General features: G+C 61.9%; 18 protein-coding genes. 9 read left to right on the forward strand and 9 right to left on the reverse strand.

Going from position 1 to position 25,193, the window contains the following annotated elements; genetic code table 11:
• Positions 1–168: 168 nt before the first annotated feature.
• Positions 169–1,617 carry a catalase gene (locus AB4O09_RS04190; protein WP_013694334.1) on the forward strand — a complete coding sequence of 483 codons (1,449 nt, stop codon included), beginning with the start codon at positions 169–171 and terminating at the stop codon, positions 1,615–1,617.
• A 158-nt stretch (positions 1,618–1,775) separates the two neighbouring features.
• Positions 1,776–2,240, forward strand: a complete 465-nt coding sequence (bfr, locus tag AB4O09_RS04195; RefSeq protein WP_003206084.1) for a bacterioferritin — start codon at positions 1,776–1,778, stop codon at positions 2,238–2,240.
• A gap of 114 nt (positions 2,241–2,354) precedes the next feature.
• Here bfr and uvrA read toward each other — a convergent pair whose 3' ends face one another.
• Positions 2,355–5,189, reverse strand: coding sequence for an excinuclease ABC subunit UvrA (gene uvrA / locus AB4O09_RS04200; RefSeq protein WP_460107940.1), 2,835 nt, complete (start codon positions 5,187–5,189; stop codon positions 2,355–2,357).
• Between the two features lie 179 nt (positions 5,190–5,368).
• Here uvrA and AB4O09_RS04205 point away from each other — a divergent pair, with 179 nt between their 5' ends.
• A complete protein-coding gene (locus AB4O09_RS04205) occupies positions 5,369–6,766 on the forward strand; it encodes an MFS transporter (protein WP_003206080.1) in 1,398 nt (465 codons plus the stop codon).
• 9 nt (positions 6,767–6,775) lie between these two features.
• A complete protein-coding gene (locus AB4O09_RS04210) occupies positions 6,776–7,297 on the forward strand; it encodes a single-stranded DNA-binding protein (protein WP_003206078.1) in 522 nt (173 codons plus the stop codon).
• 129 nt (positions 7,298–7,426) lie between these two features.
• Here the strand turns inward: AB4O09_RS04210 and AB4O09_RS04215 are convergent, their stop codons facing one another.
• The 3 genes from AB4O09_RS04215 to AB4O09_RS04225 all read right to left on the reverse strand — a co-directional run bounded on the left by AB4O09_RS04215 (position 7,427) and on the right by AB4O09_RS04225 (position 11,138).
• Entirely contained in the window at positions 7,427–8,041 is a 615-nt protein-coding gene (locus tag AB4O09_RS04215; protein ID WP_172681421.1) for a hypothetical protein, read from the reverse strand.
• A 144-nt stretch (positions 8,042–8,185) separates the two neighbouring features.
• Positions 8,186–9,040 carry a hypothetical protein gene (locus tag AB4O09_RS04220; protein WP_013694332.1) on the reverse strand — a complete coding sequence of 285 codons (855 nt, stop codon included), beginning with the start codon at positions 9,038–9,040 and terminating at the stop codon, positions 8,186–8,188.
• Between the two features lie 172 nt (positions 9,041–9,212).
• Positions 9,213–11,138 carry an MAC/perforin domain-containing protein gene (locus tag AB4O09_RS04225; protein WP_123351435.1) on the reverse strand — a complete coding sequence of 642 codons (1,926 nt, stop codon included), beginning with the start codon at positions 11,136–11,138 and terminating at the stop codon, positions 9,213–9,215.
• Positions 11,139–11,349: 211 nt separating this feature from the next.
• Between AB4O09_RS04225 and AB4O09_RS04230 the strand changes: the two genes are divergently transcribed.
• Positions 11,350–14,649: a tetratricopeptide repeat protein gene (locus AB4O09_RS04230; RefSeq protein ID WP_460107943.1), complete on the forward strand. Its 3,300-nt coding sequence runs from the start codon at positions 11,350–11,352 to the stop codon at positions 14,647–14,649.
• 92 nt (positions 14,650–14,741) lie between these two features.
• Here AB4O09_RS04230 and AB4O09_RS04235 read toward each other — a convergent pair whose 3' ends face one another.
• Positions 14,742–15,296, reverse strand: coding sequence for a cysteine hydrolase family protein (locus AB4O09_RS04235; protein WP_003206069.1), 555 nt, complete (start codon positions 15,294–15,296; stop codon positions 14,742–14,744).
• A 98-nt stretch (positions 15,297–15,394) separates the two neighbouring features.
• Here AB4O09_RS04235 and AB4O09_RS04240 point away from each other — a divergent pair, with 98 nt between their 5' ends.
• The 3 genes from AB4O09_RS04240 (at position 15,395) to AB4O09_RS04250 (ending at position 18,593) form a co-directional block, all read left to right on the forward strand.
• A complete protein-coding gene (locus tag AB4O09_RS04240) occupies positions 15,395–16,390 on the forward strand; it encodes a GlxA family transcriptional regulator (protein WP_431092955.1) in 996 nt (331 codons plus the stop codon).
• A 351-nt stretch (positions 16,391–16,741) separates the two neighbouring features.
• Entirely contained in the window at positions 16,742–17,845 is a 1,104-nt protein-coding gene (locus AB4O09_RS04245; RefSeq protein WP_028237104.1) for a DUF3182 family protein, read from the forward strand.
• Positions 17,835–18,593, forward strand: coding sequence for an alpha/beta hydrolase family protein (locus tag AB4O09_RS04250; protein ID WP_003206064.1), 759 nt, complete (start codon positions 17,835–17,837; stop codon positions 18,591–18,593). The genes AB4O09_RS04245 and AB4O09_RS04250 overlap by 11 nt, the downstream gene beginning before the upstream one ends.
• A gap of 133 nt (positions 18,594–18,726) precedes the next feature.
• On the opposite strand, the gene AB4O09_RS04255 is transcribed toward AB4O09_RS04250, so the two are convergent.
• Genes AB4O09_RS04255 through AB4O09_RS04270 form a run of 4 tightly spaced genes read right to left on the reverse strand, consistent with a single transcriptional unit; the run spans position 18,727 to position 22,742 of the window.
• Complete coding sequence (locus AB4O09_RS04255; protein ID WP_028237105.1) at positions 18,727–19,728, reverse strand: lysylphosphatidylglycerol synthase domain-containing protein; 1,002 nt, start codon at positions 19,726–19,728, stop codon at positions 18,727–18,729.
• A complete protein-coding gene (clsB, locus tag AB4O09_RS04260; RefSeq protein WP_003206062.1) occupies positions 19,715–21,013 on the reverse strand; it encodes a cardiolipin synthase ClsB in 1,299 nt (432 codons plus the stop codon). Before clsB ends, AB4O09_RS04255 begins: the two co-directional genes overlap by 14 nt.
• Complete coding sequence (locus AB4O09_RS04265) at positions 21,010–21,819, reverse strand: endonuclease/exonuclease/phosphatase family protein (RefSeq protein ID WP_003206060.1); 810 nt, start codon at positions 21,817–21,819, stop codon at positions 21,010–21,012. The genes clsB and AB4O09_RS04265 overlap by 4 nt, the downstream gene beginning before the upstream one ends.
• Positions 21,816–22,742: a DUF72 domain-containing protein gene (locus tag AB4O09_RS04270; RefSeq protein WP_431092956.1), complete on the reverse strand. Its 927-nt coding sequence runs from the start codon at positions 22,740–22,742 to the stop codon at positions 21,816–21,818. Before AB4O09_RS04270 ends, AB4O09_RS04265 begins: the two co-directional genes overlap by 4 nt.
• Before the next feature lie 323 nt (positions 22,743–23,065).
• Here AB4O09_RS04270 and AB4O09_RS04275 point away from each other — a divergent pair, with 323 nt between their 5' ends.
• Positions 23,066–25,153, forward strand: coding sequence for a mechanosensitive ion channel family protein (locus AB4O09_RS04275; protein ID WP_460107945.1), 2,088 nt, complete (start codon positions 23,066–23,068; stop codon positions 25,151–25,153).
• Positions 25,154–25,193: the final 40 nt, after the last annotated feature.

The raw sequence follows: 25,193 nt of genomic DNA on the forward strand, positions 1-25,193 counted from the left end.
AAGCAGGCAAGCCGTTTCGACTGGCTTGGCTATTGGCAAGTATTCAGCGTTAGATAATGACTATCGATGTCCATGATTTAATGAATTTGGATACTGTCATTAATATGATCAATACTCCTTTCCAGCCGATTAGCCGGCAGTTCGAAGACCGACCTAGGAAGATTGAGCATGAGCCAGATCAAAACGCTTACGACCGCCAGCGGCGCTCCTGTCGCCGATAACCAGAACTCTCGTTCCGCCGGCCCGCGCGGCCCGCTGCTGCTCGACGACTTTCACTTGATCGAGAAGCTTGCTCACTTCAACCGCGAAAACATCCCTGAACGTCGCGTGCATGCCAAAGGCTCGGGCGCCTACGGTACATTCACCGTCACCCAGGACATCACTCAGTACACCAGCGCCAAGTTGTTCGAGTCGATCGGCAAGCAGACGCCAACCTTCCTGCGGTTCTCTACCGTGGGTGGTGAACGTGGTTCGGCCGATACTGAACGCGACCCGCGCGGCTTCGCCCTGAAGTTCTACACCGAGGAAGGCAACTGGGACATCGTTGGCAACAACACGCCGGTATTCTTCATTCGTGATCCGTTGAAGTTTCCAGACTTCATCCACACCCAGAAACGTCTGCCGCAAAGCAACCTGAAAAGCGCCCAGGCGATGTGGGATTTCTGGTCGCATTCGCCTGAGGCGTTGCACCAGGTCACCATTCTGTTCTCCGATCGCGGTATTCCGGATGGCTACCGTCACATGCACGGCTTCGGCAGTCACACCTACAGCCTGATCAACGCGCAGGGTGAGCGCCACTGGGTGAAGTGGCACTACAAGACCCAGCAAGGGATCAAGAACCTGGCGCCGGCAGAGGCAGCACGCCTGGCGGGTACCGACCCGGATTACGCCCAGCGTGACTTGTTCGGTGCCATCGAGCGCGGTGACTTCCCGAAATGGAGCGTTTGCATCCAGGTCATGACCGAAGCCCAGGCCGCAGCCCATTACGAGAATCCGTTTGACGTCACCAAGACCTGGTCGCAGAAAGAGTTTCCGCTGATCGAAGTCGGTGTGCTCGAGCTCAACCGTAACCCGCTGAATTACTTTGCCGAAGTCGAGCAAGCGGCATTTGGCCCTAGCAACATGGTGCCAGGGGTTGGCCTCTCGCCGGACCGCATGCTGCAGGGACGTGTATTCGCCTACGCGGATGCGCACCGCTACCGTGTGGGCACCAATCACCAGCAATTGCCGGTGAATGCGCCGCGCAGTCCGGTCAATACCTACCAGCGCGACGGCGCCATGGCGTTTGGCAGCAATGGCGGGGCGGCACCAAACTACGAGCCTAACAGCTACGTGGAGGCACCGAAGCAGGCACCGCGTTACGCAGAACCAGCACTGGCCCTCAGTGGCGCGGCGGACCGTTACGACCATCGCGAAGACACCGACTACTACAGCCATGCCGGAGCGCTGTTCCGCTTGATGAGCGACGAGCAGAAGGCGCTGTTGATCAGCAACATCGCCGGCGCAATGGGAGGCGTGTCGGCAGATGTGGTTGACCGTCAGTTGCAGCATTTCTTCAAGGCCGATGTTGCCTATGGAGAGGGCATCGCAAAAGCCTTGGGTGTAGCGCTTAACTAAGTCTAAACGAGAAGCAGAACCGCCCTCATTAGGGCGGTTTTTGCGTTATTTAACCTGGTTTTCTCGGATTTTCTTCGCTTTTGTTGCGTTGAGCCAGTGACCTTGCGGTCAGCTTGGTTCAAACTACAGCCTTTAAAAGCTTGTGGAGATGTAGGGCGATGCAAGGTCACCCAGACGTAATCGATTACCTCAACACGTTGCTGACAGGCGAACTGGCAGCCCGTGATCAATATTTCATCCATTCGCGGATGTACGAGGATTGGGGTTTTACCGAGCTCTACGAGCGTATCAACCACGAGATGGAAGAAGAGACCCAGCACGCCGATGCGCTGATGCGTCGGATCCTGATGCTCGAAGGCACGCCACGCATGCGCGCCGATGACCTCGACGTCGGTACCACGGTGCCCGATATGCTCGCCGCCGACCTGCGCCTGGAATACAAAGTCCGCGCTGCGCTGTGCAAAGGCATCGAGCTCTGCGAACAGCACAACGACTACGTGACCCGCGAGATCCTGCGGATCCAGCTCGCCGACACCGAAGAAGACCACACCTACTGGCTGGAGAAGCAGTTGGGTCTGATCAAGCTGATCGGGTTGGAAAACTACCTGCAATCGCAGTTCTGATTGCTGGGAAAGGGAACGCAGAGCGTCCCAAGCTGCATTCCCACGCAGAGCGTGGGAACGATCAAGCCCCTGTCATCGGTGAGATGACAGGGGCTTTTTCGTGCTCGGGTGAAATCAGTCCCGATCACGTTCCAGCAGCGGCTTGAGGTAGTAGCCGGTGTAGGACTGCTTCATCTCGGCCACTTGTTCCGGCGTCCCTACGGCGATGATCTGGCCACCCTTGGAGCCGCCTTCCGGCCCCAGGTCCACCAGCCAGTCAGCGGTCTTGATCACGTCCAGGTTGTGTTCGATCACCACCACGGTGTTGCCGTGGTCACGAAGGCGGTGCAGCACGTCGAGCAATTGCTGGATATCGGCGAAGTGCAGGCCTGTGGTCGGCTCGTCGAGGATATACAGGGTCTTGCCGGTGTCGCGCTTGGACAGCTCGCGGGACAACTTGACCCGCTGGGCTTCACCGCCGGACAGCGTGGTTGCCGACTGCCCCAGCTTGATATACGACAGGCCGACATCCATCAGCGTCTGGAGCTTGCGCGCCAGGGCCGGCACCGCGTCGAAGAACACCCGGGCCTCCTCGATGGTCATCTCTAGGGTTTCGTGGATGTTCTTGCCCTTGTATTTGATCTCCAGGGTCTCGCGATTGTAGCGCTTGCTCTTGCACACATCGCACGGCACGTAGATGTCTGGCAGGAAGTGCATTTCCACCTTGATCAGGCCATCGCCCTGGCAGGCTTCGCAGCGCCCGCCCTTGACGTTGAACGAGAAACGCCCTGGGCCGTAGCCACGCGAACGGGACTCCGGCACGCCGGCGAACAGTTCGCGGATCGGTGTGAACAGCCCGGTATAGGTCGCCGGGTTCGAACGCGGGGTGCGGCCAATCGGGCTCTGGTCGATGTCGACCACCTTGTCCAAGCGCTCCAGGCCCTTGATGCTGTCGTGGGCGGCCGCTTCCAGGGTGGTGGCGCCGTTCAGGGCCGTGGCGCTGAGGGGGAACAGGGTGTTGTTGATCAGCGTCGACTTGCCGGAGCCGGACACGCCGGTAACGCAGGTCAGCAGGCCGATCGGGATTTCCAGGTCGACGTTGCGCAAATTGTTGCCGCGAGCACCCTTGAGGGTCAGCGACAACTTCTTGTTGCGCGGCGTACGTTTGGCCGGGACCTTGATCTTGACCCGACCCGACAGGTATTTGCCCGTCAACGAGTCAGGGTGCGCCATGACTTCGGCAGCGGTGCCCTGGGCGACGATATGCCCGCCATGCACGCCCGCGCCCGGGCCGATGTCGACCACGTAGTCGGCCAGGCGGATGGCGTCCTCGTCGTGCTCGACCACGATCACCGTGTTGCCGATGTCCCGCAGGTGCTTCAGGGTCCCGAGCAACCGGTCGTTATCCCGTTGGTGCAGGCCGATGGATGGCTCGTCGAGGATGTACATCACCCCCACCAGGCCGGCGCCGATCTGGCTGGCGAGGCGGATACGCTGGGCTTCGCCGCCGGACAGGGTGTCGGCGCTGCGATCGAGGGTCAGGTAATCCAGGCCGACGTTCACCAGGAACTGCAGGCGCTCGCGGATTTCCTTGAGGATCTTGTCAGCGATTTCGCCCCGACGGCCGGTGAGCTTCAAACCGCCGAAATAATCGGTGGCGTCGCCAATCGGCAGGTTGGTCACCGCCGGCAGCGTTTTCTCGCCGACCCATACATGCCGCGCTTCGCGACGTAGACGGGTGCCACGGCAATCCGGGCAGGGCTGGGTGCTGAGGAACTTGGCCAGTTCTTCGCGCACGCTGGCCGATTCGGTCTCGCGGTAGCGTCGCTCCAGGTTCGGCACGATGCCCTCGAACGGGTGTGAGCGCTTGACGATATCGCCGCGGTCGTTGAGGTATTTGAAGTCGACATTCTGCGAGCCGCTGCCCTGCAGGATGAATTTCTGCTGGTCAGCGGGCAACTCGTTGAACGGCATGTCCAGGCTGAACTTGTAATGAGCTGCCAGCGAACCGAGCATCTGGAAGTAATAGACGTTGCGCCTGTCCCAGCCGCGAATCGCGCCTTCGGCCAGGGTCAGCTCGCCATTGACCAGCCGCTTGGTGTCGAAGAACTGCTTGACCCCCAGGCCGTCGCAGGTCGGGCAGGCGCCAGCCGGGTTGTTGAAGGAGAACAGCTTGGGTTCCAGCTCGCTGATGGCGTGGCCGCAGATCGGGCAGGCGAAGCGCGCGGAGAAAATGATTTCCTCGCCAGGCTCGTCGTCCATCGGCGCGACCAGGGCGATGCCGTCGGCCAGTTTCAGCGCCGTCTCGAAGGACTCGGCCAGCCGCTGTTGCAGGTCGGCCCGGACCTTGAAGCGGTCGACCACTACATCGATCGAATGCTTCTTCTGCTTATCCAGCTTCGGCAATTCGTCCAGTTCGCACAGTTTGCCGTTGACCCGGGCCCGCACGAAGCCCTGGGCGCGCAGTTCTTCGAAAACCATCAGGTGTTCGCCCTTGCGCTCGCGAATCACTGGCGCCAGCAGCATCAGCTTGCTGCCTTCCGGCTGGGCCAGCACCAGGTCGACCATCTGGCTGACGGTCTGGGCTTCCAGGGGAATATCGTGATCGGGGCAGCGGGGAATGCCGACCCGCGCATACAGCAAACGCAGGTAGTCGTAGATCTCGGTGATGGTGCCGACCGTCGACCGGGGGTTATGGGAGGTCGACTTCTGTTCGATGGAAATGGCCGGCGACAGGCCTTCGATGGTGTCGACGTCGGGTTTTTCCATCATCGACAGGAACTGCCGGGCGTAGGCCGACAGCGATTCGACATAGCGTCGCTGGCCTTCAGCGTACAACGTGTCGAAGGCCAGGGATGATTTGCCGGATCCGGACAGGCCGGTGATGACGATCAGCTTGTCCCGTGGCAGGGTCAGGTCGATGTTCTTCAGGTTGTGGGTACGGGCCCCACGAATCAGGATCTTGTCCAAAGTGGCCTCGCTCGGCGGGCGTCGAAAACGTAGGAGTATACGGGCAAATACTGGATGGATGCACACTATCGAAGGTGCGATTGCAGCCATACATGAAGACTGCGCGGCAAACAGTCGCCATATACCCTCTCAATCGATGGGACTGGTAGAATCGCCGCCGGTTCACATGAGGTTTTTCCATGCAAGATCCCCACAGCGAACGCATGAGTAGTGGCGAGACACGCGCAGCAAGCGGTCTGGCCCTGGTGTTCGCCTTCCGTATGCTGGGCATGTTCATGGTGTTGCCGGTGCTGGCGACCTATGGCATGGACCTGGCTGGCGCGACCCCGGCCCTCATCGGGTTGGCGATTGGCGCTTATGGCCTGACCCAGGCGATCTTCCAGATCCCGTTCGGGGTCATTTCCGACCGCATCGGCCGGCGTCCGGTCATCTACCTGGGGCTGATCGTCTTCGCCCTTGGCAGTGTGCTGGCGGCCAATGCCGACTCGATCTGGGGCGTGATCGCCGGACGCATCCTACAGGGCGCCGGGGCTATTTCCGCGGCTGTCATGGCGCTGCTGTCAGACTTGACCCGCGAACAACATCGGACCAAGGCCATGGCCATGATCGGCATGACCATTGGTCTGTCGTTCGCCGTGGCCATGGTGGTAGGCCCCTTGCTGACCCGTGCCTTTGGCTTGTCGGGCCTGTTCCTGGCGACCGGCGCCATGGCGCTGGTGGGCATCCTGATCGTGGCGTTCATGGTGCCGCACGCCACCGGGCCGTTGCAGCACCGGGAGTCCGGGGTGGCGCGCCAGGCATTGATCCCGACGCTCAAGCACCCGGACCTGTTGCGCCTGGACCTGGGCATTTTCGTGCTCCACGCCATGCTGATGTCCAGCTTCGTGGCCCTGCCGCTGGCCCTGGTCCAGAAGGCCGGCCTGCCCAAGGAGCAGCACTGGTGGGTCTACCTGACGGCGCTGCTGATTTCGTTCTTCGCCATGATTCCGTTCATCATCTATGGCGAGAAGCGACGCAAAATGAAACGAGTTTTGCTCGGCGCCGTCATGACGTTGATGCTCACTGAGCTATTCTTCTGGCAGTTCGGCGATAGCTTGCGGGCGCTGGTGATCGGCACGGTGGTGTTCTTTACCGCGTTCAATCTGCTGGAAGCATCGCTGCCGTCGTTGATCAGCAAGGTTTCACCGGCGGGCGGCAAGGGCACGGCGATGGGGGTCTATTCCACCAGTCAGTTCCTGGGTTCGGCGTTGGGCGGGATCCTCGGCGGCTGGCTGTTCCAGCATGGCGGTTTGTCGGTTGTGTTCCTGGGTTGTGCCGCGCTGGCTGCACTTTGGTTCGCCTTTGCTGTTACCATGCGCGAACCTCCCTATGTGACGAGCCTGCGCTTGCCCTTATCGCCCGAGGCGATTCGTGAGGCTGGCCTGACCGAGCGTCTGAAGGCCGTCGTTGGAGTAACCGATGCAGTGGTGGTCGCCGACGAGGCGGCCGTGTATATCAAACTCGACACCGAATTATTGGATCGCGCGACGCTCGAGCGCCTGGTGAACAACCCGGCCCCGACCACGTGCGAAGCCTAGGAGAACGTTATGGCCCGTGGGGTTAACAAAGTCATATTGGTCGGTACTTGCGGCCAGGATCCCGAAGTTCGCTACCTGCCGAACGGCAACGCCGTGACCAACCTGAGTCTGGCGACCAGCGAACAGTGGACCGACAAGCAGACCGGCCAGAAGGTCGAGAAGACCGAATGGCACCGCGTGTCGATGTTCGGCAAAGTGGCTGAGATCGCCGGCGAATACCTGCGCAAGGGTTCGCAGGTGTACATCGAAGGCAAGCTGCAGACCCGCGAGTGGGAAAAAGACGGCATCAAGCGCTACACCACTGAAATCGTGGTCGACATGCAAGGCACCATGCAACTGCTGGGCGGCCGTCCACAAGGCGACCAGCAACAAGGTGGCAACAACTACCAGCAGTCGGCTCCGGCCCCGCGTCAGCAGGCGCCTCGTCCGCAGTCGGCGCCACAGCCACAACGCGAACGCCCGGCCCCACAACAGGCCGCGCCGCAACCGGCTCCGGATTTCGACAGCTTTGATGACGATATTCCGTTCTGATTACTGGTTGAGACTACTCCGCCAATAGTTTGAAAACAGGCCCCAAGCGCACTCTGCCCTTGGGGCTTTTTTATTTATTGGCGCAGGCCAGGTTCATGACTTGAGGACACCGGGCAATCCCGGTCATGCTCACAAATCCAGATCCAATACTTCCTGCATCCTCTCGCCAATCGACTGCCTCAACCACTCGGCATGGAACGCCATGTCCCGCACCGTTACATCCGAAAACCGAAGTTCGATCGGCTTGCCATTGTCCCCGGCGAAGCACACCACAAAGTGACAAAAGTTGGCGGAAGCGGTCGTTATGTAGGGCCTGATGGAATGGATATCGCTGTACGGCACGCATTCTTCGGTGGTTTGCCGGGCAGGGCGGCGCTGGGTGAAGGTGAGGCGTTGCTGGCGTTCGTCGAAGCAGAAGCCAAGCACCTGGGGCCCGGAGGCGAGCCAGTTGATCACGCAGACGGCCGCGAATGCGCTGATGAACATGAGCGCTAGAATCAGTGGATCTTCGATCATTCTCATGTGAATGGACGACAGACCTTCGACCTTGAACAGCATCATGGTAAACACTGCCAGCCCGTAGACGGGCAGGGCCAGTAACATCCCCGCAGCGTAAATCATGGTGCCCAGGAATCCCGGCCTGGATACGTCGCTTGAGCAATCCCACGTGGGCGGGTGCCGTGGCGCTGATGTAGCGGTCGGGAACGGGGATTCGACCAGGCGCGGCGGGCGTTTGCGTTTCATACGGCTGGCTCTTGGGAAAAATGCCCGGCCATTCTTATCGTTATTGCCCAAGTACGCCTAGTAAAAACAGCCCGCCCGAGGTTGGGTTCTTCCTGGCCCCCGCCAACCCAGGTTTTTTCTGTCTGACCTGTAGTGCTATCACCCTCACGGTCGGTAATTTGCCGGTAACTCATGCCGTGTCGGCGTCTTCTCTTCGTGATAGTGCGGTTTGCCCTGGGGGGAGTTCATCAAGGTCGAATTGGCCAGGATCGTCTCCGTCAGCAAACAGTCCTCGCCTTCCCCGAACCAGCAGGCCAGCGCCGAGTTTCGGTTGCCGTGCATGTCCACGACGGCCGGCCAGTTTTCGATGCCGCGGGCGCCACTGGGGGCTATGTCGGGGTAATGCTTGGGCGGCAGGACCAGTGCATCACCGGGCCGCAGCCACAGGTCAGCCAGATAAATTTCCCTGGCCGCAGGACGCCAGCGGGCGACGCTGATCACCAGCGGCAAGCGTCCGTAGCGGGAAAAGAACGCGTGGGGGAAGTTGTGGTATTCGAGGTCGGTCGGGTTGTAGGTCAGCAGCTCGCGCTGGCGCGCCGGGCCCAGGTAGGGCGATTGGTGGCCGGCCCATTTGCCGTAGGTGTATTGGCCCAGGATCAGTTGGTCGTACTCGAAACGCAGGCATTCGCCGTTGCCGAGCAGGGTCATGCCGAAGGCTTGCGCCGTTTCCCTGGTTGCCCAGATGGGGGCGTAGTGCACTTCGCTGGCGTGGAAGTCGAACGTCTTGATCCAGTAGGAGCCGGTGTTCGTTGGAACCTCACGATCCCTCCAACTGATGCCGGAGTAGCGAGTGCCCACGGACAGGGATGGATTCTCGGGGCTGAGCTGGATCAGGTTGCCGCGCACCTGGACACTCGGCTGCGCCAACCCATGGTCGTTGAACAGATAGGGAAACCGGCGGGGATCGAGCGCTGTTTCCGCGCCGTCGCCGATAAAGGGAACACTGTTGAAGACTTGCATCGTATGGGGACCACGCACGCAAGAGGGCTAGAGGGAATGGCAGTCAATCAAGTCATGAAACCTGTGGGAGCGGGCTTGCTCGCGATAGCGGTGGGTCAGCTTGCACCAATGTTGGATGTGCCGCCGCCATCGCGAGCAAGCTCGCTCCTACAGGGGGGGTAACTATCGGCTATCAACTATATGGACGATGCTGCTCGCGCAACCAATCCATGCCGTGAGGTTGGCGCCAAGCCCGGACTGCGGCGCGCTTTTCAACCTGGGTCAGGCACAAGGCGTCCATCCAGTAGTAGACCATCAACAGGTGAAACACCTCATCGCCGCGCCGGTCCCAAATGACGTCGTCCTGTTGGCGGCCCGGTTCGATGGGCTTGAGCCGGCAGTCGCCCTGGTCATGCATGCCCTGCAGGCAGGTTCCCGTCTCGTAGTTGATCAGCAGTACCGGGTGGTTGATTTCCGGGTAGGGTTTTTCCAGCTCGGGCATGTACCAGAATTGCCCTGGGTTGCACCTGTCCGGCGTCTGCATGGCGATACGGGTCCGGTTTTGCGGATCCACTGCCAGCGCCGGTTTGTCCCCAGTATTGTTGCGCACGATGTACAGCGCGGTGCGAGGGTCCTGCTCGGTACTTGCCGTCTTGACCAGCTTGACCTTGCCGAACGAGTCGTGGGAAAGCCGAGCCTTGATCTTCACCGTTGGGTTGAGGTCTTTGCCTGCCTGGCCGAAACCGGCAATGAGTCCATCGACACCGGGCACCTCGAAGTCATTCCCCGCCAGCACATAGGTCAGGCCGGACAACGGGTTGGGTTGCATGTGCTTGGTCAGCGTCTCCCAGCGTGCGAGCGACACTTCGCTGGCGCCGTTGGCCAGCAGGGCCTCGCGCATCGCGTACCCCGGGTAGTAGCGTGAGTCGCGCGGCCAGCGTTCAGTGGCCATCAGCAGTTTCTGCCCGCTTTTTTGTCTCAGCAGCAGGGCCAGTCCATCCCAGAACTGTTCAAATTCCGTGGTCGATGCATTCGCGGCGGGTGGGTAGTGGAAGCTCTCGCTGGTTTCCTTGCTTTTGTTGTCGACGAACACCATTCGCAAGGCCGGGCCGGTTGCCGCGGCCTTGGGCGTGGTTTGCCGCCCGGAGCGACCGAGGACCACCACCGACTCCTGCCAATTGGCTTCGATTTCCGCTTTGTAGCTGGTGTACCACTGGTAGGCCTGCTCCAGTGCCGTACGGGTCTCGCCTTCCTTGACGAAACGATAGACCGGCGAGATTTTCAACTCCACGACCGTAGGGTCGTCCGGCAGCGATTCACGCCATTTGCCGAACTCCGCGTTGCAGTTGCTGGGGTCCACTGCGTTGAACGCGATGGCGTGCGTACCGCCCTGGGTGGTCAGGTTGGCGTTGCGGTGGGCGATGTTTTTCTTGACCGTTTCCGAGATCGAGGTGGTCGCGCTACCGCTGACAAAGGCGCCGTATTCGGCCTTGACCATCGCATCGAGGGTATTGGTCTGGCTGAGGAAACTCTTGAGTGCGGTCATCGCATAGTTCAGCGAGCCGCCGACGGTCACTTCGCTGACGATATCGGCGCCAAAATCGACGAGGAAGTTGAAAAACGCCGTCGGATTGCCCGGATCGAACGCCTTGGGCAGGTCATCGACACGCTTCTTGAACGCTTCAGTCGCATTGGCCGGATTGACTTCGAAGGTCAGTTTCCATAACCGCACGGTGTGACTGTAGAGCGCGGCTTCGCGCTCTTCGAGCGTCTTGATGTCACTGCCGAAGGTGACTTTGAAACCGGCGGAAAAGGCGCCGTATTTACCGGAGGCTTCGACACTCGTCTGGGTATGTTTTTCGAACTCGTCGCGGGAGGAAAACGTCTCGGTTGAGAAATTCTCGGTGGCCACGACGGTGGACATGGTGACGTTTTTCCCTACGTTGTAGGCTGTTTTCCGGTACGGCACGGCACGTTTGCCCGACTCGGTATCGCCGACCTTCTGACACTCCTTGCTATCGCCGGCCCAATCGAGCCGGTTCAGTCCACGCCCCAGCAGTTGCGAACCGCCGATATCGCGCAAGTCTTCGCCAGTGGTGCCCTTCAGTCCATCGTTCATCGCCTTTCTCCCATCGCTCAGGTTGTATCAACTGGGTGCCAATTGATGGGAGTGAGTATCGGGAGGGCCGTGATAACCGGACAGTCCAGAGCAGTGTCAGTCCGGTATCAGTTTGGTATCAGGCCAAATGCCATCTTTTCATTAACCTGCAGAGAGGCGCTGGAGTACACTCGATCGGCTGCCGTTGTCCCAGGGTAGAAGGGTTATCGACATGGACTCCCGACACAATACCTTTGCTGCCCTGCCCAAGCGTGATGCCTCGATATCCGACGGTCGTGTGCTGTTGGACGCGGTGTCGTTGAAAGGACTGCGCAAACAGCATGGCCTGAGTCAGGAAACCCTGGCCGAGGCCTGCCTGAACCGGCATTTGTGCGTCTCGATCGCCTCCATCAAGCGCGCCGAAACCGGCAAGCCGGTGCTTTATCGCACCGCTCGGCACCTGGCGACGGCCTTCGGGGTCGATGTGAGTGCGCTGCTGGGCGATCCCGCCTCGGCGGCTTTGGTGCACATCCAACAGACGATGACCGAACTGCACCAGATGGCCTTTGCGCAACAGGCGCAGAAACAGGTCGATGACAGCGTCATTCGCTACGTAATTGAACTGTCCTTTCGGATCGATGGGGTGCCAGCGGCGACGTTCATGGATGAAGTCGAGCGCCTGGTGCGTCAGTTCGGTGGCGTGCCACTGGGGATGACGCAGGATGTGGTGATCGCCCAATTCGGCTCTCCGCAGGCGTATCGCAGCGATAGCGAACGGGGCCTGCTCTGCGCGTTGGCGCTGAGCCGCGAGCAATTCGTCACGCCAGGGCATGCCTTGGTGCTACGGCTTGTGCGCCTGAGTGCCGAAGCGACAGCCCCCCATGTTGAGCCTGCTTTGTTCGCGCAAAAGCCGTTGCTGGATCGTCATGGGAATGCGCCGGTGTATGTTGCGCAGAATCTGCTGGAACAACTCGCTGCCCGGTTTGAGTTTTCCGCCTCCGACGATGAGTTTCAGGCCTATCGCAAATGCCTGCGCCCGCGCAGCCTCGACGAAAACGCGCCGCGTCCGTTGGTGGGGCGAGCCATCGAGCTGCTGCAGTTCAAGGCAGTGATCGAGGCTACCCAGGAATGCCAGGATGGGCACGTCGTGTATGTGCGCGGCATGGCGGGCATTGGCAAGACCCGGTTGGTCAGCGAGTTTCTCGAAATGGCTCGGCAGCGTGGCTTTGCCTGCCATCGCGGCGATGTGCTGGATTTCGGCATGGACAACAGTCTGTGGCCCCTGGGGCAATTGGTGGCCAGCCTGCTCAACCTCGGTGGGGCGCCGTCCATCAGCGCGTCGCTGTTGGACGCGGCCTTGTCCCGCCTGAAAGTGGCCGCCGAACATCGCATGTTCCTGCAAGTGCTGACGGGCGTGTCGTCTGCCGAGCCGCCCATCCTGTATGGCGCGATGAGCAACCAGGCCCGTACCCAGGGGCTGTTCCAGGCTTTGCTCGACGTGTTGCTGCGCGTTGCGGTGCAACAGCCCTTGGTGATCTGCTTCGAAGACCTGCACTGGGGCGACACCACGCTGTTTGCGCTGCTGGGCAAGCTGCTCGATGCCACTGACGAAGCGCCGGTTGTCTGGCTGCTGACGTCCCGTCCCGAAGATGACCCGCTGGGCGGCGAAATCCGTTCGTATTCCTCCAGCCCCATGAGTCTGCTCGATATCGCGCCGATCCGGGCGCGGGAGGCCTCGGTCCTGGCGGAGCAATTCATCGATGTCGATCCGCGCTACCGGGCTGAATGTGTTGCCCGCGCCCAGGGCAATCCGCTGTACCTGACGCAACTGCTGTCGAGCCAGCAAGGTATTTTCCCCGACAGTCTGCGGCATCTGGTCCAGACCCGCTTCGACAAGCTGGCTCCCGAGCAACGTCGCGCCCTGCATTACGCCGCGGTGCTGGGTAATCGTTTCGAGCTGACGCTGTGGCGCCAAGCGCTAGGACAGCCCGGTTATCTGCCGACGGCGGACATGCGCCAGGGGCTGCTGCGGGAAGTCGAGCCAGGCAGCTATCTGTTTGTCCACGACCTGGTCATGCACTGCCTCTACGACGCGATGCCCACGTTGCTTCGCGAGCAGTTGCACGGTGAAGTGGCGAGCCTCTACCGCGAGCGCGACCGGGTGCTCCATGCCCAGCATTTACTGCGGGCCAACGATCCGGCGGCGTTCGACGCGTTGTTGGTAGCCATGGGCGAAAAACGCCTGGCCTGCCAGTACGACAGTGTCCTTGCGCTGGCGCGGCAGTGCGCGGCGTTTGCCGAGCGTACGCAGGGCGATTTTTCCTTCGCGTTGCTGTGCGGCCAGGCGTGCTCGGGCCTGGGCCAGACCGTGGAGGCTCGGGCGCATTTCCAGCGGGCCTTGGCCTTGGCCGAGCAGCCACAGGATCAGATCGAGGCTGCGCTGGGGCTGGCAGCGGTCCTCAATACCCTCGACTGCCTGGACGAGGAGGAGCGCCTGATCAAGGACATGCAGCCCATCGCCCGGGCCATGCAGGCGCATACGGCGCTGGCCCGGTTGAATCACTTGCACGGGAATATCTATTTTCCACGGGGCGATTACGCCGAGTGTCGCAGGCTCCATGAAGAGGCCTTGTCCTGTGCGCGCATCGGCCGGGATCTGGAGACCGAGGCCAAGGCCTTGAGTGGCATTGGTGACTCCTATTACGCACAAGGGCGCATGCAGACCGCCTACGAGGTGTTTGATCAATGCGTACGCCTGTGCGAACGCAATGGGTTGGCGCACGTGGAGGCGGGCAATCGCAGCGCCCGTGGATCGGCGCAGCTGTACCTGGGCCAGTGGGAGCAGGCCTTGCGTGACGCCATGGAGGCCATCGAATGCAGCACTCGGCTGGGCAATCATCGGGCACAGGTTTTCTCGCGGCTCACGGCGGCCTGGGTGCTGGTGGCGGGCGGCCAGGATGCCTTGGCGGAGCAAGAGCTGACCTGCGCCCTGGCGCTGGCGCGCAACCTCGGCGCCAGCCGTTTCGAAGCGATCCTGCTGGAAGGGTTGGCGCGGGTGGCGTTGCGCCAGGGCGAGCGCGGGCTGGCGCAGACCTTGATCATGGAGGCGGCGAGCCTGGTGGAGCGCTTCGAGCTGCAGCGCTACATCGGGCCGTGGGTCTACGGCAGCCTGGCGATGATCAGCGACGATGGGCCGCTCAGCCAGCAGGCCTTGGCGAAGGGCGAAGCCCAGCTCACCCTGGCCTGCCTGGCCCACAACGCTTTGCGCTTTCGCGTGGCCGCCGCTGAAACCTGCCTGTTGGCGGGCAATACCGAACAGGCGATCTGGCATGGGCAACAGATGGCGGCATTGCCCGAGTCAGCGTCATGCGCCTGGATCACCCATCATGTGCGGTTGATCGACGTGGCCGGGCAGTGGCTGCGCAGCGCCGATCAAGCCAGCGGCGAGAAGTTGAAAGGGATGGCGCGCGAAGCGCAGCAGATGGGATTCGTGGCGACGATGCCGAGGTTGCTGCAAGTGCTGGATGTGTGATCGCTCCAGACACACCGTTGATGCTTGAGGCAAAACCGCACTTCGCCGACGAAGCGCGGTTTTTTTTGCGTTTTTTTAGATGCGCCGTGTATTTAGCGATTGGCCGCCAGGAATTGCTCGGTACTCACCACACTCGCATAGGCAAACCCCAGTGCCGCCATGAACGCGGCATGCACCTGGGCAGCCGGCACGACGACGCCGTTGAATTCCAGGTCGAGGGTCGCGCAGGCATCATGGATCACCGTGACGCCGTAGCCCAGGTCCGCCGCCGCCCGCACCACCCCGTCGACGCACATGTGGCTCATGCTGCCGACCACCACCAGTTGTTCGATGCCGTGCTGGTCGAGGATGGCTTGCAGTTCGGTTTCGCGAAACGAATTGACGAAGTGCTTGAGCACCACCGGTTCATCGGCGCGGTTGAGCACCTTGGGGTGCAACTGGGCGCCTTCGGAGCCTGGGGTGAAGAAGGGCGCGTCGTCGGAAGTGAATTCGTGGCGGATATGCACCACGCTGTCGCCGGCCTGGCGAAAGGCTTCGATCAAGCGTGCGGCGTTATCGGCGGCGGCTTGGGCGCCGACCAACGGCCATTTGCCCTGGGGGAAGTAGTCGTTCTGGATATCGACTACGATGAGCGCTTGTTTGGACATGAGGGCTTCCTCGATCAGATTGGGTGTGAAGCCAGTATTAGCTTTTGCCGCCGCTTCGAGGATTGGCCGCAACGACAATAAGCGGGGGAAAACTGACAATGACGCAGCAAAGGGCAGTCGCCGAGCTCGGGGTGCTCATCTATCCCGGTGCGCAACTGGCGGCGGTGCATGGCTTGACCGATCTGTTCGCCGTGGCGCAGCGGATCGCGGCCGAGCATGCCAGCGTGCAGTTGCCAAAGCTGCGGGTGAGTCACTGGCAGACGGAGGAGGGCGGGGCTCCGCTGCGGGTGTTCGACAGCGAAACCGGCCCGGTGGGCAAGCTGGTGGCGTTGTTGATTCCACCGTCCCTTGCCGGTTTCAGTGACGGCTTGGTCTCTCAGGCTCTGATGGATTGGCTGCGGGCGCGGCATGCCGACGGCACGGTGCTGGGCGGGGTTTGCGTGGGCTCGATCCTGCTGGCCGAAAGCGGCCTGCTCGACGGGCGCAGCGCGACCACCCACTGGACTTCGGCCAAGTCCTTTGCGGCGCGTTACCCGAAGATCAAGCTCAACGCCGACAAACCCATCGTCGACGACGGCGACCTGATCACCACCGCCGGGCTGATGGCTTGGTCGGAACTGGGGCTACGCCTGGTGGACCGCCTGCTCGGGCCCAGCATCGCCACGCGCACGGCGCAATTTCTGGTGATTGAGCACAGCGACAGCGCGAGCCAGTGTGGCAGTAATTTTGCGCCCATCCTCGGCCACGGCGACCCGGCGATTCTCAAGGTCCAGCATTGGTTGCAAAGCAGCGGCGCGGTGGAGGTTTCCCTCGGTGCAATGGCCGAACGCGCCGGGCTGGAAGAACGCACCTTCCTGCGCCGGTTTCGCGCCGCCACCGGGCTCAAACCCACTGAATACTGTCAGCACCTGCGCGTCGGCAAGGCCCGGGAGATGCTGGAGTTCACCAATGGCACCATCGACCACATTGCCTGGACCGTCGGTTACCAGGACCCGAGCGCCTTTCGCGCGACGTTCAAGAAAATAACCGGGTTGGCGCCGAGTGATTACCGGGCGCGGTTTGGGGTAAATCCACCGAGTACTCCCAAGGGCTGACGCTGACCCTTGTGGCGAGGGGATTTATCGAAACGTCGCACCGCCCCGCTATGTGGGAGCAAGGCTTGCCCGCGATGCAGGCGCTGCGGTCTTTCAGAAATCGAGGCGCCTGTTCGCGGGCAAGCCTTGCTCCCACATAAATCCCCTCGCCACAGGGGGTTGCGTCTGCTGCTGGCCATCGTGCAATTTGCGGGATGCCTGCCATGGGTCGTGCAGAATGAAACAGGCCCGGTGCTATCAACTGCGCCCAATACGCCCGCTTGGCTGACCGTCATGGCCGATGCCACCGTTGGCCTGATCTCTGCACCTTCCCTTATCTAACGCCATTGAGCGCAGGAAAAAGGGCAACGCATGACACCAGTCAATCGCAACAAGCGGGTAGTGGCCTATTCGGTCAATCCACAAGCGCCGCGTCATGAAGTCGAGACCAATCGCGCACTGGCCCAGTGGCTGGCACAGATCCTGGGATGGGAGTACGGCGACAGTCATGACTCTCAGGCCGGTCATGATCTCTATCTGTTGCCCACGCAAACCCTGATCGGCACCGAAACCTTGATGCGCCTGGGGGTCAAGGGGCCGGAGGATGTGTGGGGCGGGTATGTCGAGCATGATTTTATCTGCACCAAGGCGATTACCCATGGTCTGTTGAATAAGGACGCCGTGGCGCCCAAAGGCTGGTCGCTGCTGTTTGCCAAGCTCACGCGAGGCGCGGTGCTCGATGGCGTGACGGTCTTTTCGCTCAAGGATGCGCGACCCGCCGCCGAGCACTTGCTGTACATCGGACCGATTCGCCTCAAGCCGATCCATGCCTGTGCCGGACGTGGGCAACGGCTGATCAAGAGCCTGGCGCAGTTCGATGAAATTGTCGCCGAGCCTGACGCCCAGGCGCTGTTTCGCGATGGGGTGGTGCTGGAGCAGCATCTCAACGAGGTCAAGACCCAGAGCGTCGGCCAGAGCTTCATCAACGGCAAGGTCCTGAGTTATTGCGGCGTGCAACACCTGACCCACGACAGCGAAGGGGTCGAGGTGTACGGCGGATCGGACCTGCTGGTGGTGCAGGGCGGCTACATCGAGTTGCTCAGGCTCGAACTGCCCGACGATGTGCGCGAAGCGGTGCGGCTGGCGCAAGTGTTCGATGACGCCGCCAACCAGGCCTACCCGAGCTTTTTTGCGTCGCGGCGCAATTACGACATTGCCCAGGGCCTGGATGCCGCCGGCCAGCCGCGTGGCGGTGTACTGGAACAGTCATGGCGCATGGGCGGCGCCAGCAGCGCCGAACTGGCGGCGTTGCAGGTGTTCGTCGAAGCGCCGCAAACCAGCGCGGTGCGGGTGTCCTCGGTGGAGACCTACACCGAGCAACCGCTGCCGCCCGGCGCGAGGGAGGTCTATCGCGGCGCGGCGCACAACGGCGACTTCCTTCTCAAATACGTAACGGTTCAATCCTATGACGGCTAGAAGTGAAACCATTCAGATCGAGATTGACGATGAACGCATGAACGGGACATTCCTGAGTCCCAAGTCGAAGGTCCCCGGCGTATTGTTCGTGCACGGCTGGGGCGGTAGCCAGGAGCGGGACCTGGAACGGGCCAAAGGCATTGCCGGCCTGGGTTGCGTGTGCCTGACCTTCGACTTGCGTGGGCACACCGGCGGGGCGGGGATCCCCTTGGCACGGGTCACCCGAGAGGACAACCTGCGCGATCTGTTGGCGGCATACGACCGACTGCTCGCGCACCCGGCCTTGGATACCTCGGCGATTGCCGTGGTGGGCACCAGTTATGGCGGCTACCTGGCTTCGATCCTGACTTCGTTGCGTCCGGTACGCTGGCTGGCCCTGCGGGTGCCGGCGCTGTACCGCGACGAGCAATGGCACACGCCCAAGCGCGACCTGGACAAGACCGACCTGCTGGATTACCGCAGCACGCTGGTGCATGCCGGAACCAATCGCGCCTTGCATGCGTGTTCGCAGTTCACCGGCGATGTGTTGCTGGTGGAGTCCGAGACCGATGCCTACGTGCCCCATGCCACCATCATGAGCTACCGGGCGGCGTGTCAGCAGACCCACTCGTTGACCCACCGGATCATCGACGGCGCCGACCATGCCTTGAGCGACCCCGTGTCACAGCAGGCCTACACCTCGATCCTGGTGGACTGGATCACGGAAATGGTGGTGGGAGAGCGGTTGAGCATTATCCAGGAGCGGTAGATACGTGATGTTCAGGCGGGCCTCATCGCGAGCAGGCTCGCTCCCACAATGGATCTGTGTGAACCCGAACTTATGTCCCAGTCATCCCTGTGGGAGCGAGCTTGCTCGCGATAGGGCCAGGCCAGGCAACCCATCACTTGAGCCCAGGCTTGACCCGCAACGCCTTGGCCTTCGCCTCGATCACCAGGTACATCACCACGGTAATCAGCAACGGCAGGATGAAGTAGATCGCCCGGTAAGCGATCAGCCCCGCCAACAGGCTGCCCCGCGACACTTCATGTTGCAGCAGCGCAACGAACACCGCCTCCAGCACCCCAAGCCCGGCCGGAATGTGGGTGATGACCCCGGCAATGCTGCTGATCAGCAACACCCCGAGCACCACCGGATAATCCAGTTTGCTGGGCAGCAACGTGAAGATCACCGCCGCCATCAACGACCAGTTCAGCGCGCCCAACGCCAGTTGCAGCACCGCCATGCGCAGCGATGGCAGGTTGATTTCCATGCCGCGAACGGTCCACGCCCGGCGCTTGGAAAACCGGCAGGCCACCAGGTAACCGGCACTCACCAGCAACAACAACGCGCCGACGCCTTGCAGCGCATCGCTGCTGAGTTTCCAGCCCGGCGGCATGGTCACCAGGCCGCTGCTGAACACCACGCCGGCCAGGGTCATGTAGCCGAACCAGTTGGTGGCCAGGCTCAGGCCGAGAATCTTGGCGATGTTCCCGGTGCTGACCCCCAGCCGCGAATACAGCCGATAACGCATGGCGATGCCACCGACCCAGGCGCTGAGGTTGAGGTTGAACGCGTAACTGATCACCCCCACTGGCAAGATCTGCCGCCAACCCAGTTTCTGGCGGATGTAGGTGCGACCGATCAGATCGAAACACGCATAGGTGATGAAGCTGGTGACGGTCAGCGCGGCGGCGATGATCAAGGTGCGCACCTTGAAGTCCGCCAGGGTGGCGAACACTTCCGACCAGTCGATGCGTCGGGCCAAGGTGGTGAACAGTACGATCAACAGCAGGAAAAACGCCAGGGTCAGCGGTCTTTTCCAGCGGCTCCAGCGGGATTTGGACTTGGACTGTTCCGGCGCATGGGCATCTCTCGGCGCGGCGTGCGCTTCAGAGTGGTTCATGGGGTTCGCTCCGGACCGCCGTCGGCGGCGAAAATGGTTTCAGACGCGGTTTATGGGCCGGCAGCCAGCCGGCCCAGGCCGGGAAATGGCGCAAAAAGTGGAACACCATGAAACCGATGGTCATGCGCCACAACAGGCCCCGGGGGGCGTGGTCCTTGGGCATCGCGGTGCAATGGTTGCGGCTCAGGTAGTCGAGGCGCTCGAACAGCTCGCGGTTGAACGCCCGGTCGCGGATCAGCACATTGGCTTCCAGGTTCAGGGACAGGCTCAGTGGGTCGAGGTTGCTCGAACCCACCGTGCTCCAGTCCTCATCCACCAGGGCGACCTTGCCGTGCAGCGGTCGCTCGCAATATTCGTAGATCACCACGCCGGCCTTGAGCAGGTAGCTGTAGAGCATGCGTGCGGCGAGCTTGGCGATCATCATGTCCGGCTGGCCCTGCAAGATCAGCCGCACTTCCACGCCGCGCCGTGCCGCGTTGCGGATCTCGCGCAGCAACCGGTAGCCAGGGAAGAAATAGGCATTGGCGATCACCACCCGCCGCTGGGCGCTGCGCAGCACATGCAGATAGACCTCTTCGATGTCGGTCTGGTGTTCGTGATTATCCCGGTAGACCAGGCGCACCTGGCCGTCGTGGTCGCTGAACGCCAGCTCGTTGCGGCGGCTACGGCGGCGTTGCCACCAGTATTTGGCCCGGGCGGGCCGGCCACTCTGCAACAGCGCGAAGTGGTGGATATCCACCACCGCCGGGCCTTTGACCTCCACGGAATAGTCCTGCTTGGCCTCGGCGCCGAAATCGCCCAGGTGGTCGGCGGAAAAGTTGATCCCGCCAATAAACGCAATCACCCCGTCCACCACCACGATCTTGCGGTGCAGGCGGCGGAACCAGTTGGTGCGGATCCCCAGACGCCGGGGCGCCGGGTCGAACATCTGCAAGCGCACCCCGGCGTCGCTCAGCGATGCCAGGAAACCGGTGGTCAGCTCACCGCAGCCGAAGCCATCGAGGCTGACGGTGATGCGCACGCCACGCGCGGCGGCTTCGACCAACAGGTCCCGTAGTTCATTGCCGACCTTGTCCTCGAACAGGATGAAGGTCTCCAGGAGGATTTCTGTCTCGGCCCGGCGAATCGCTTCGAAGACCCTGGGGAAATACTCTTCACCGTTTTCCAGCAGCGTGACGCGATTGTTGCCGTGCCAGCCGTATTCGATATCCGTCAGCGCCGGGTTGCGCTCGGTGGGTGGCGCCTCGACCTGCTCAACTGTCGCCTTGTTCATCGTCGCGCTCATAATTCGATCTCCACCGACAGCGGTGCGTGGTCGGAAAGGTGCGACCAGGGTCGTACGTTCAACACCTTGGGATGATGGGCCTTGAGATTGCGCACGTAGATGCGGTCCAGGCGCAGGATCGGAAGGCGCGCCGGAAAGCTGCGGGCCGGTTTGCCCCACTGTTCGGCGAACACTTCCCGCAGACCGCAGGGTTCGAGCAGTTCACTGGCCTTGCCGCGCCAGTCGTTGAAGTCGCCAGCGACGATCACTGGCGCGTCGGGCGGCAGTTCGCTCAAGCGCTGGCAAAGCAGCTTGAGTTGCTCGACACGATGACCTTCGCGCAGCCCCAGGTGCACGCAAATGGCATGCACTTGCGGTCCATCGCCCGGCAGGCGCAGCACGCTGTGGAGCATGCCGCGGTTCTCATGGCCGCTGATGGACACGTCCAGGTTGTCGTGGCGGATGATCTGGAATTTCGACAACAGCGCGTTGCCGTGGTCACCCGCCGGGTACACCGCGTTGCGCCCGTAGGCGAACTGCGGCCAGAGGCTGTCGGCCAGAAACTCGTATTGCGGCATGCTCGGCCAGTTGCTGTAGCGCTGGGGATGGTGTTCGTGGGTGCCGTGGACTTCCTGCAAGAACACCACATCGGCGGACACGCTGCGCACCGCTTCGCGCAATTCCGGCAGGATGAAGCGCCGGTTCAGGGCGGTGAAGCCCTTGTGGGTGTTGACCGTCAGCACGGTGAAACGGCTGACCCGGTCGAGATCCTGGGCCTGTTGCTGAGTCGGCTCGTGGGTCGCTTCGCTGGTTTCCGGGCTGTTCATGGCAACACCCCTTCGGCCGGGCGTTCGCCGGGCGCGGTGGCGAGGTCCTTGTCCAGATGGAAGTGTTCCAGCAAGTGGCGTGCGTCATAGGGCGCGCGGACTTTGATGTCGTTGTCGAAATAGCAGAACACTTCCCGGCTTTTGCGGGCCCGGGGCTTCTTGTCGGGATCGATCAGGTGGGCGTCGGCGGGTTGCTTGCCGTGGCTCCAGGCCTCGATCCGGTCGCCCCAGCGCTTCAACGCCTCGTCGGTATAGCCGCTGGCGTACAGTTCCTCGGCACCGTGCAGGCGCAGGTAGACGAAATCGCTGGTGACGTCTTCGCGATAGGGCCATTTACCTGCGGTGTCGGCGATGACCAGGGCCACGTCGTAGCGCTTGAGCAGCGTGACGAAGTGCGGGTCGATAAAGCTGTCATGGCGGATTTCCACGGCGTGGCGCAGTGGGCGCTTTTTATCGGTCGTGGTACTGGCGTGGCCGTCCAGGCGCGGCTCGTGCTCGCGGGCCAGGGCGGCGGCACCTTCGGTGTCGTGGGGCAGTAGCTTGAGGAAGTCTTCGAACAGTTCCGGGTCGAATTTGAAACTGGGCGGAAACTGCCAGAGGATCGCGCCCAGCTTCTCCTTGAGTTCCAGCACACCGGAGGCGAAGAAATTGGCCAGGGGCCTGCGGATGTCTCGCAAGCGCTTGATGTGGGTGATGAAACGCGGGGCCTTGACGCTGAACACGAAGCCGGGCGGTGTCTCGGCGTACCACTGGGCATACCGTTCGGGGCGTTGCAGGGCGTAGAACGATCCATTGATTTCGATGCTGTTGACCGCTCGCGAGGCGAATTGCAATTCCCGTTTCTGGGTCAGCCCCTTGGGGTAGAAATCCCCCCGCCAAGGCGTGTAGCGCCAGCCGGAAATACCAATGTGGATCGCCGTCATGTATCCCTCCCGTGCCAATGACCTCGTACTGCCTGTGTCTTGTGATGACTGTTGCGCGGCCCGGAAAGTTTCGATGGTCTTACCGACGGTGGAGCAGACGGTGAAGTACTGTGGCGAGGGGATTTATCCCCGCTATGTGGGAGCAAGGCTTGCCCGCGAAAGGAGGCGCCTCGATTTCTGAAAGACCGCAGCGCCTCCATCGCGGGCAAGCCTTGCTCCCACATAATCCTCTTGCCACAGGGGTTGTATTGATCATTCGAGCGAACTTGCCCGCCCGTTGTTGATCAGTTCCTTACCGATCCCGTGTGAAGGAGCCTCGCGTTTTGTCTCGATTGAGCACTGTATTGCTGCTGTTCCTGCTGGCGATGACCGGCACCAGCGCCTACGGGACCGCCGCTGTCCCCGGCACCTCCCAGCCCAGTGAAACGCCCGCCGAACCCGCGCCGCTGGTGCAGGGCGGTTTATTGGGGGCCATCAGTTCGAGCATCGATGACGTCCAGGACAAGCTTGATCTCAACCAGAGCCTGGTGGATGCCTGGCGCCTGCGGGCGGACCGGGCGGCGGATGAGGTGGACCGGCTGGTGGACCAGACGTCCCGTTCGTCCTGGCGCGTGGCGGGGGATTTCCTGTTGTTGTCGAGCGTCTGGATCGGCGCTTTTGCACTGATCTGGTCGGGGGCGCGGCTGCTGCTGCGCCATCTGGGCCGGCGCCGCTGGCTGCGCACCCACCAGCGCGTGCGCGACCTGCTCGGTTATCTGCTGCCGTATACCGCTGCGGCGTTGATCTGCCTGCCGCTGACCCTGTACGTCAGCCACTTCCTGCAGGTCTCGGTCGGTCGCGCCCTGGCGCTGTGCTTCGCCTATGCCACCAGCAGCGGCATTTTCTCCACCTCGGTGTTGCTGTGCGTGATCGTGATGTTCAACGCCGGCCACAAACGCCGGGCGGTGGCGATGATCCGGCGCTTCAGCCCCCGGCCATTGTTCATGATCGGTTTTCTCGCCGCCCTCAGCGATGCCCTGACCAGCCCGCAGATCGCCCGGCAACTGGGCGGCAACATCACCAGCAGCATCGCGGTGTTCACCGGTCTGTTCGCCTCGGTGGTCTTTGGTTGGCTGGTGATTCGCATGCGCCGGCCCGTGGCGCACCTGATCCGCAACCGCCCGCTGGCCCAGCGCTTGAAGCAACCGGCCTTGCAGGAGTCGCTGCGGATTTTCTCCGGGCTCTGGTATTGGCCGATCCTGTTGATGGTGCTGGTGTCGGCGGTGAGCCTGATCGGTGTCGGCGAGGACAACCAGAAAGCCCTGCGCTGTGCGTTGTTCACCACCATCCTGCTGATCGCCACGGTGTTCCTCAGCACCGTGTTCCAGCATGTCTTCAAGTCGCCCAAGGCCGAGGCCATCCAGCGCGACAGCGCCTACAAGGGCCGCCTGTTGAGCCTGCTGCACGCGTTGCTGCGCATCGTCATGGCGGTGGTATTCATTGAGGTCCTCGGACGGATCTGGGGGATTTCCCTGTTCGAGTTCGCCTCGCGCAATGCCATAGGCCGGGCGATCAGTGATTCCTTGAGCCGCATCGGCCTGATCTTCCTGATGACCTGGCTCACGTGGGTGGTGCTCGACACGGCGATCCAGGAAGCCCTGAAACCGCCGCTGAACAAGCGCGGGGCCCGTCAGCCCAGCACCCGGGTCAAAACCATCCTGCCGCTGTTGCGCAACGCCGCGAAAATCATCCTGGTGGTGATTTGCGCAATCACCACCATGGCCAACCTGGGCATCAACGTCGCACCGTTGCTGGCCGGTGCCGGGGTGGTGGGGCTGGCGATCGGTTTCGGTTCCCAGCAACTGGTGCAGGATGTGATCACCGGGCTGTTCATCATCATTGAAGACACGCTGTCCATCGGCGACTGGGTGGTGCTCAGCTCCGGCCACGCCGGCACCGTCGAAGGCCTGACCATTCGCACCCTGCGCCTGCGCGACGGCAAGGGCTTCGTGCATTCGGTGCCGTTCGGCCAGATCAAGGCCGTGACCAACCAGTCCCGGCAATTCGCCTTTGCGTTCTTCTCCGTGCAGTTCACTTACGACACCGATGTCGACCAGGCCATCGAGCTGATTCGCGAGGCCGGGCGTTCGATCGCCGAAGACCCGTTCCTGAAATTCAACCTGCAAGGGCCGCTGGATGTGTTTGGCGTGGACAAGATGGATCTCAACGGCGTGGTGCTCACGGCGCAGTTCCGCACCGTATCCGGCGGGCAGTATGCGGTGAGCCGGGCGTTCAACCAGCAGTTGAAGAAGCTTGTGGATAACCATCCGGCGGTGCACTTCGCGCAGACTTATCCACAGCAGGTGGTGTTGCCCAAGCGGTTGGTCGAGGAGCAAAAAGCGGGGGATGAACTGACCGATCAAGCTCAATGATTGCCTGGGGCTGTGGTGGGGCTTATGGCCTCATCGCGAG

The organism is Pseudomonas sp. H1_F01, from assembly GCF_054681425.1.

Bases quoted from the DNA above. Each gene is read 5' to 3' on its own strand.
- AB4O09_RS04210 (WP_003206078.1), top strand. From the start codon at position 6,776: ATGGCCCGTGGGGTTAACAAAGTCATATTGGTCGGTACTTGCGGCCAG.
- AB4O09_RS04220 (WP_013694332.1), bottom strand. From the start codon at position 9,040: ATGCAAGTCTTCAACAGTGTTCCCTTTATCGGCGACGGCGCGGAAACA.
- clsB (WP_003206062.1), bottom strand. From the start codon at position 21,013: ATGAGCGCGACGATGAACAAGGCGACAGTTGAGCAGGTCGAGGCGCCA.
- AB4O09_RS04230 (WP_460107943.1), top strand. From the start codon at position 11,350: ATGGACTCCCGACACAATACCTTTGCTGCCCTGCCCAAGCGTGATGCC.
- AB4O09_RS04215 (WP_172681421.1), bottom strand. From the start codon at position 8,041: ATGAAACGCAAACGCCCGCCGCGCCTGGTCGAATCCCCGTTCCCGACC.
- AB4O09_RS04235 (WP_003206069.1), bottom strand. From the start codon at position 15,296: ATGTCCAAACAAGCGCTCATCGTAGTCGATATCCAGAACGACTACTTC.
- AB4O09_RS04205 (WP_003206080.1), top strand. From the start codon at position 5,369: ATGCAAGATCCCCACAGCGAACGCATGAGTAGTGGCGAGACACGCGCA.
- AB4O09_RS04250 (WP_003206064.1), top strand. From the start codon at position 17,835: ATGACGGCTAGAAGTGAAACCATTCAGATCGAGATTGACGATGAACGC.
- AB4O09_RS04265 (WP_003206060.1), bottom strand. From the start codon at position 21,819: ATGAACAGCCCGGAAACCAGCGAAGCGACCCACGAGCCGACTCAGCAA.
- AB4O09_RS04190 (WP_013694334.1), top strand. From the start codon at position 169: ATGAGCCAGATCAAAACGCTTACGACCGCCAGCGGCGCTCCTGTCGCC.
- AB4O09_RS04245 (WP_028237104.1), top strand. From the start codon at position 16,742: ATGACACCAGTCAATCGCAACAAGCGGGTAGTGGCCTATTCGGTCAAT.
- AB4O09_RS04225 (WP_123351435.1), bottom strand. From the start codon at position 11,138: ATGAACGATGGACTGAAGGGCACCACTGGCGAAGACTTGCGCGATATC.
- AB4O09_RS04240 (WP_431092955.1), top strand. From the start codon at position 15,395: ATGACGCAGCAAAGGGCAGTCGCCGAGCTCGGGGTGCTCATCTATCCC.
- AB4O09_RS04270 (WP_431092956.1), bottom strand. From the start codon at position 22,742: ATGACGGCGATCCACATTGGTATTTCCGGCTGGCGCTACACGCCTTGG.
- AB4O09_RS04255 (WP_028237105.1), bottom strand. From the start codon at position 19,728: ATGAACCACTCTGAAGCGCACGCCGCGCCGAGAGATGCCCATGCGCCG.
- bfr (WP_003206084.1), top strand. From the start codon at position 1,776: ATGCAAGGTCACCCAGACGTAATCGATTACCTCAACACGTTGCTGACA.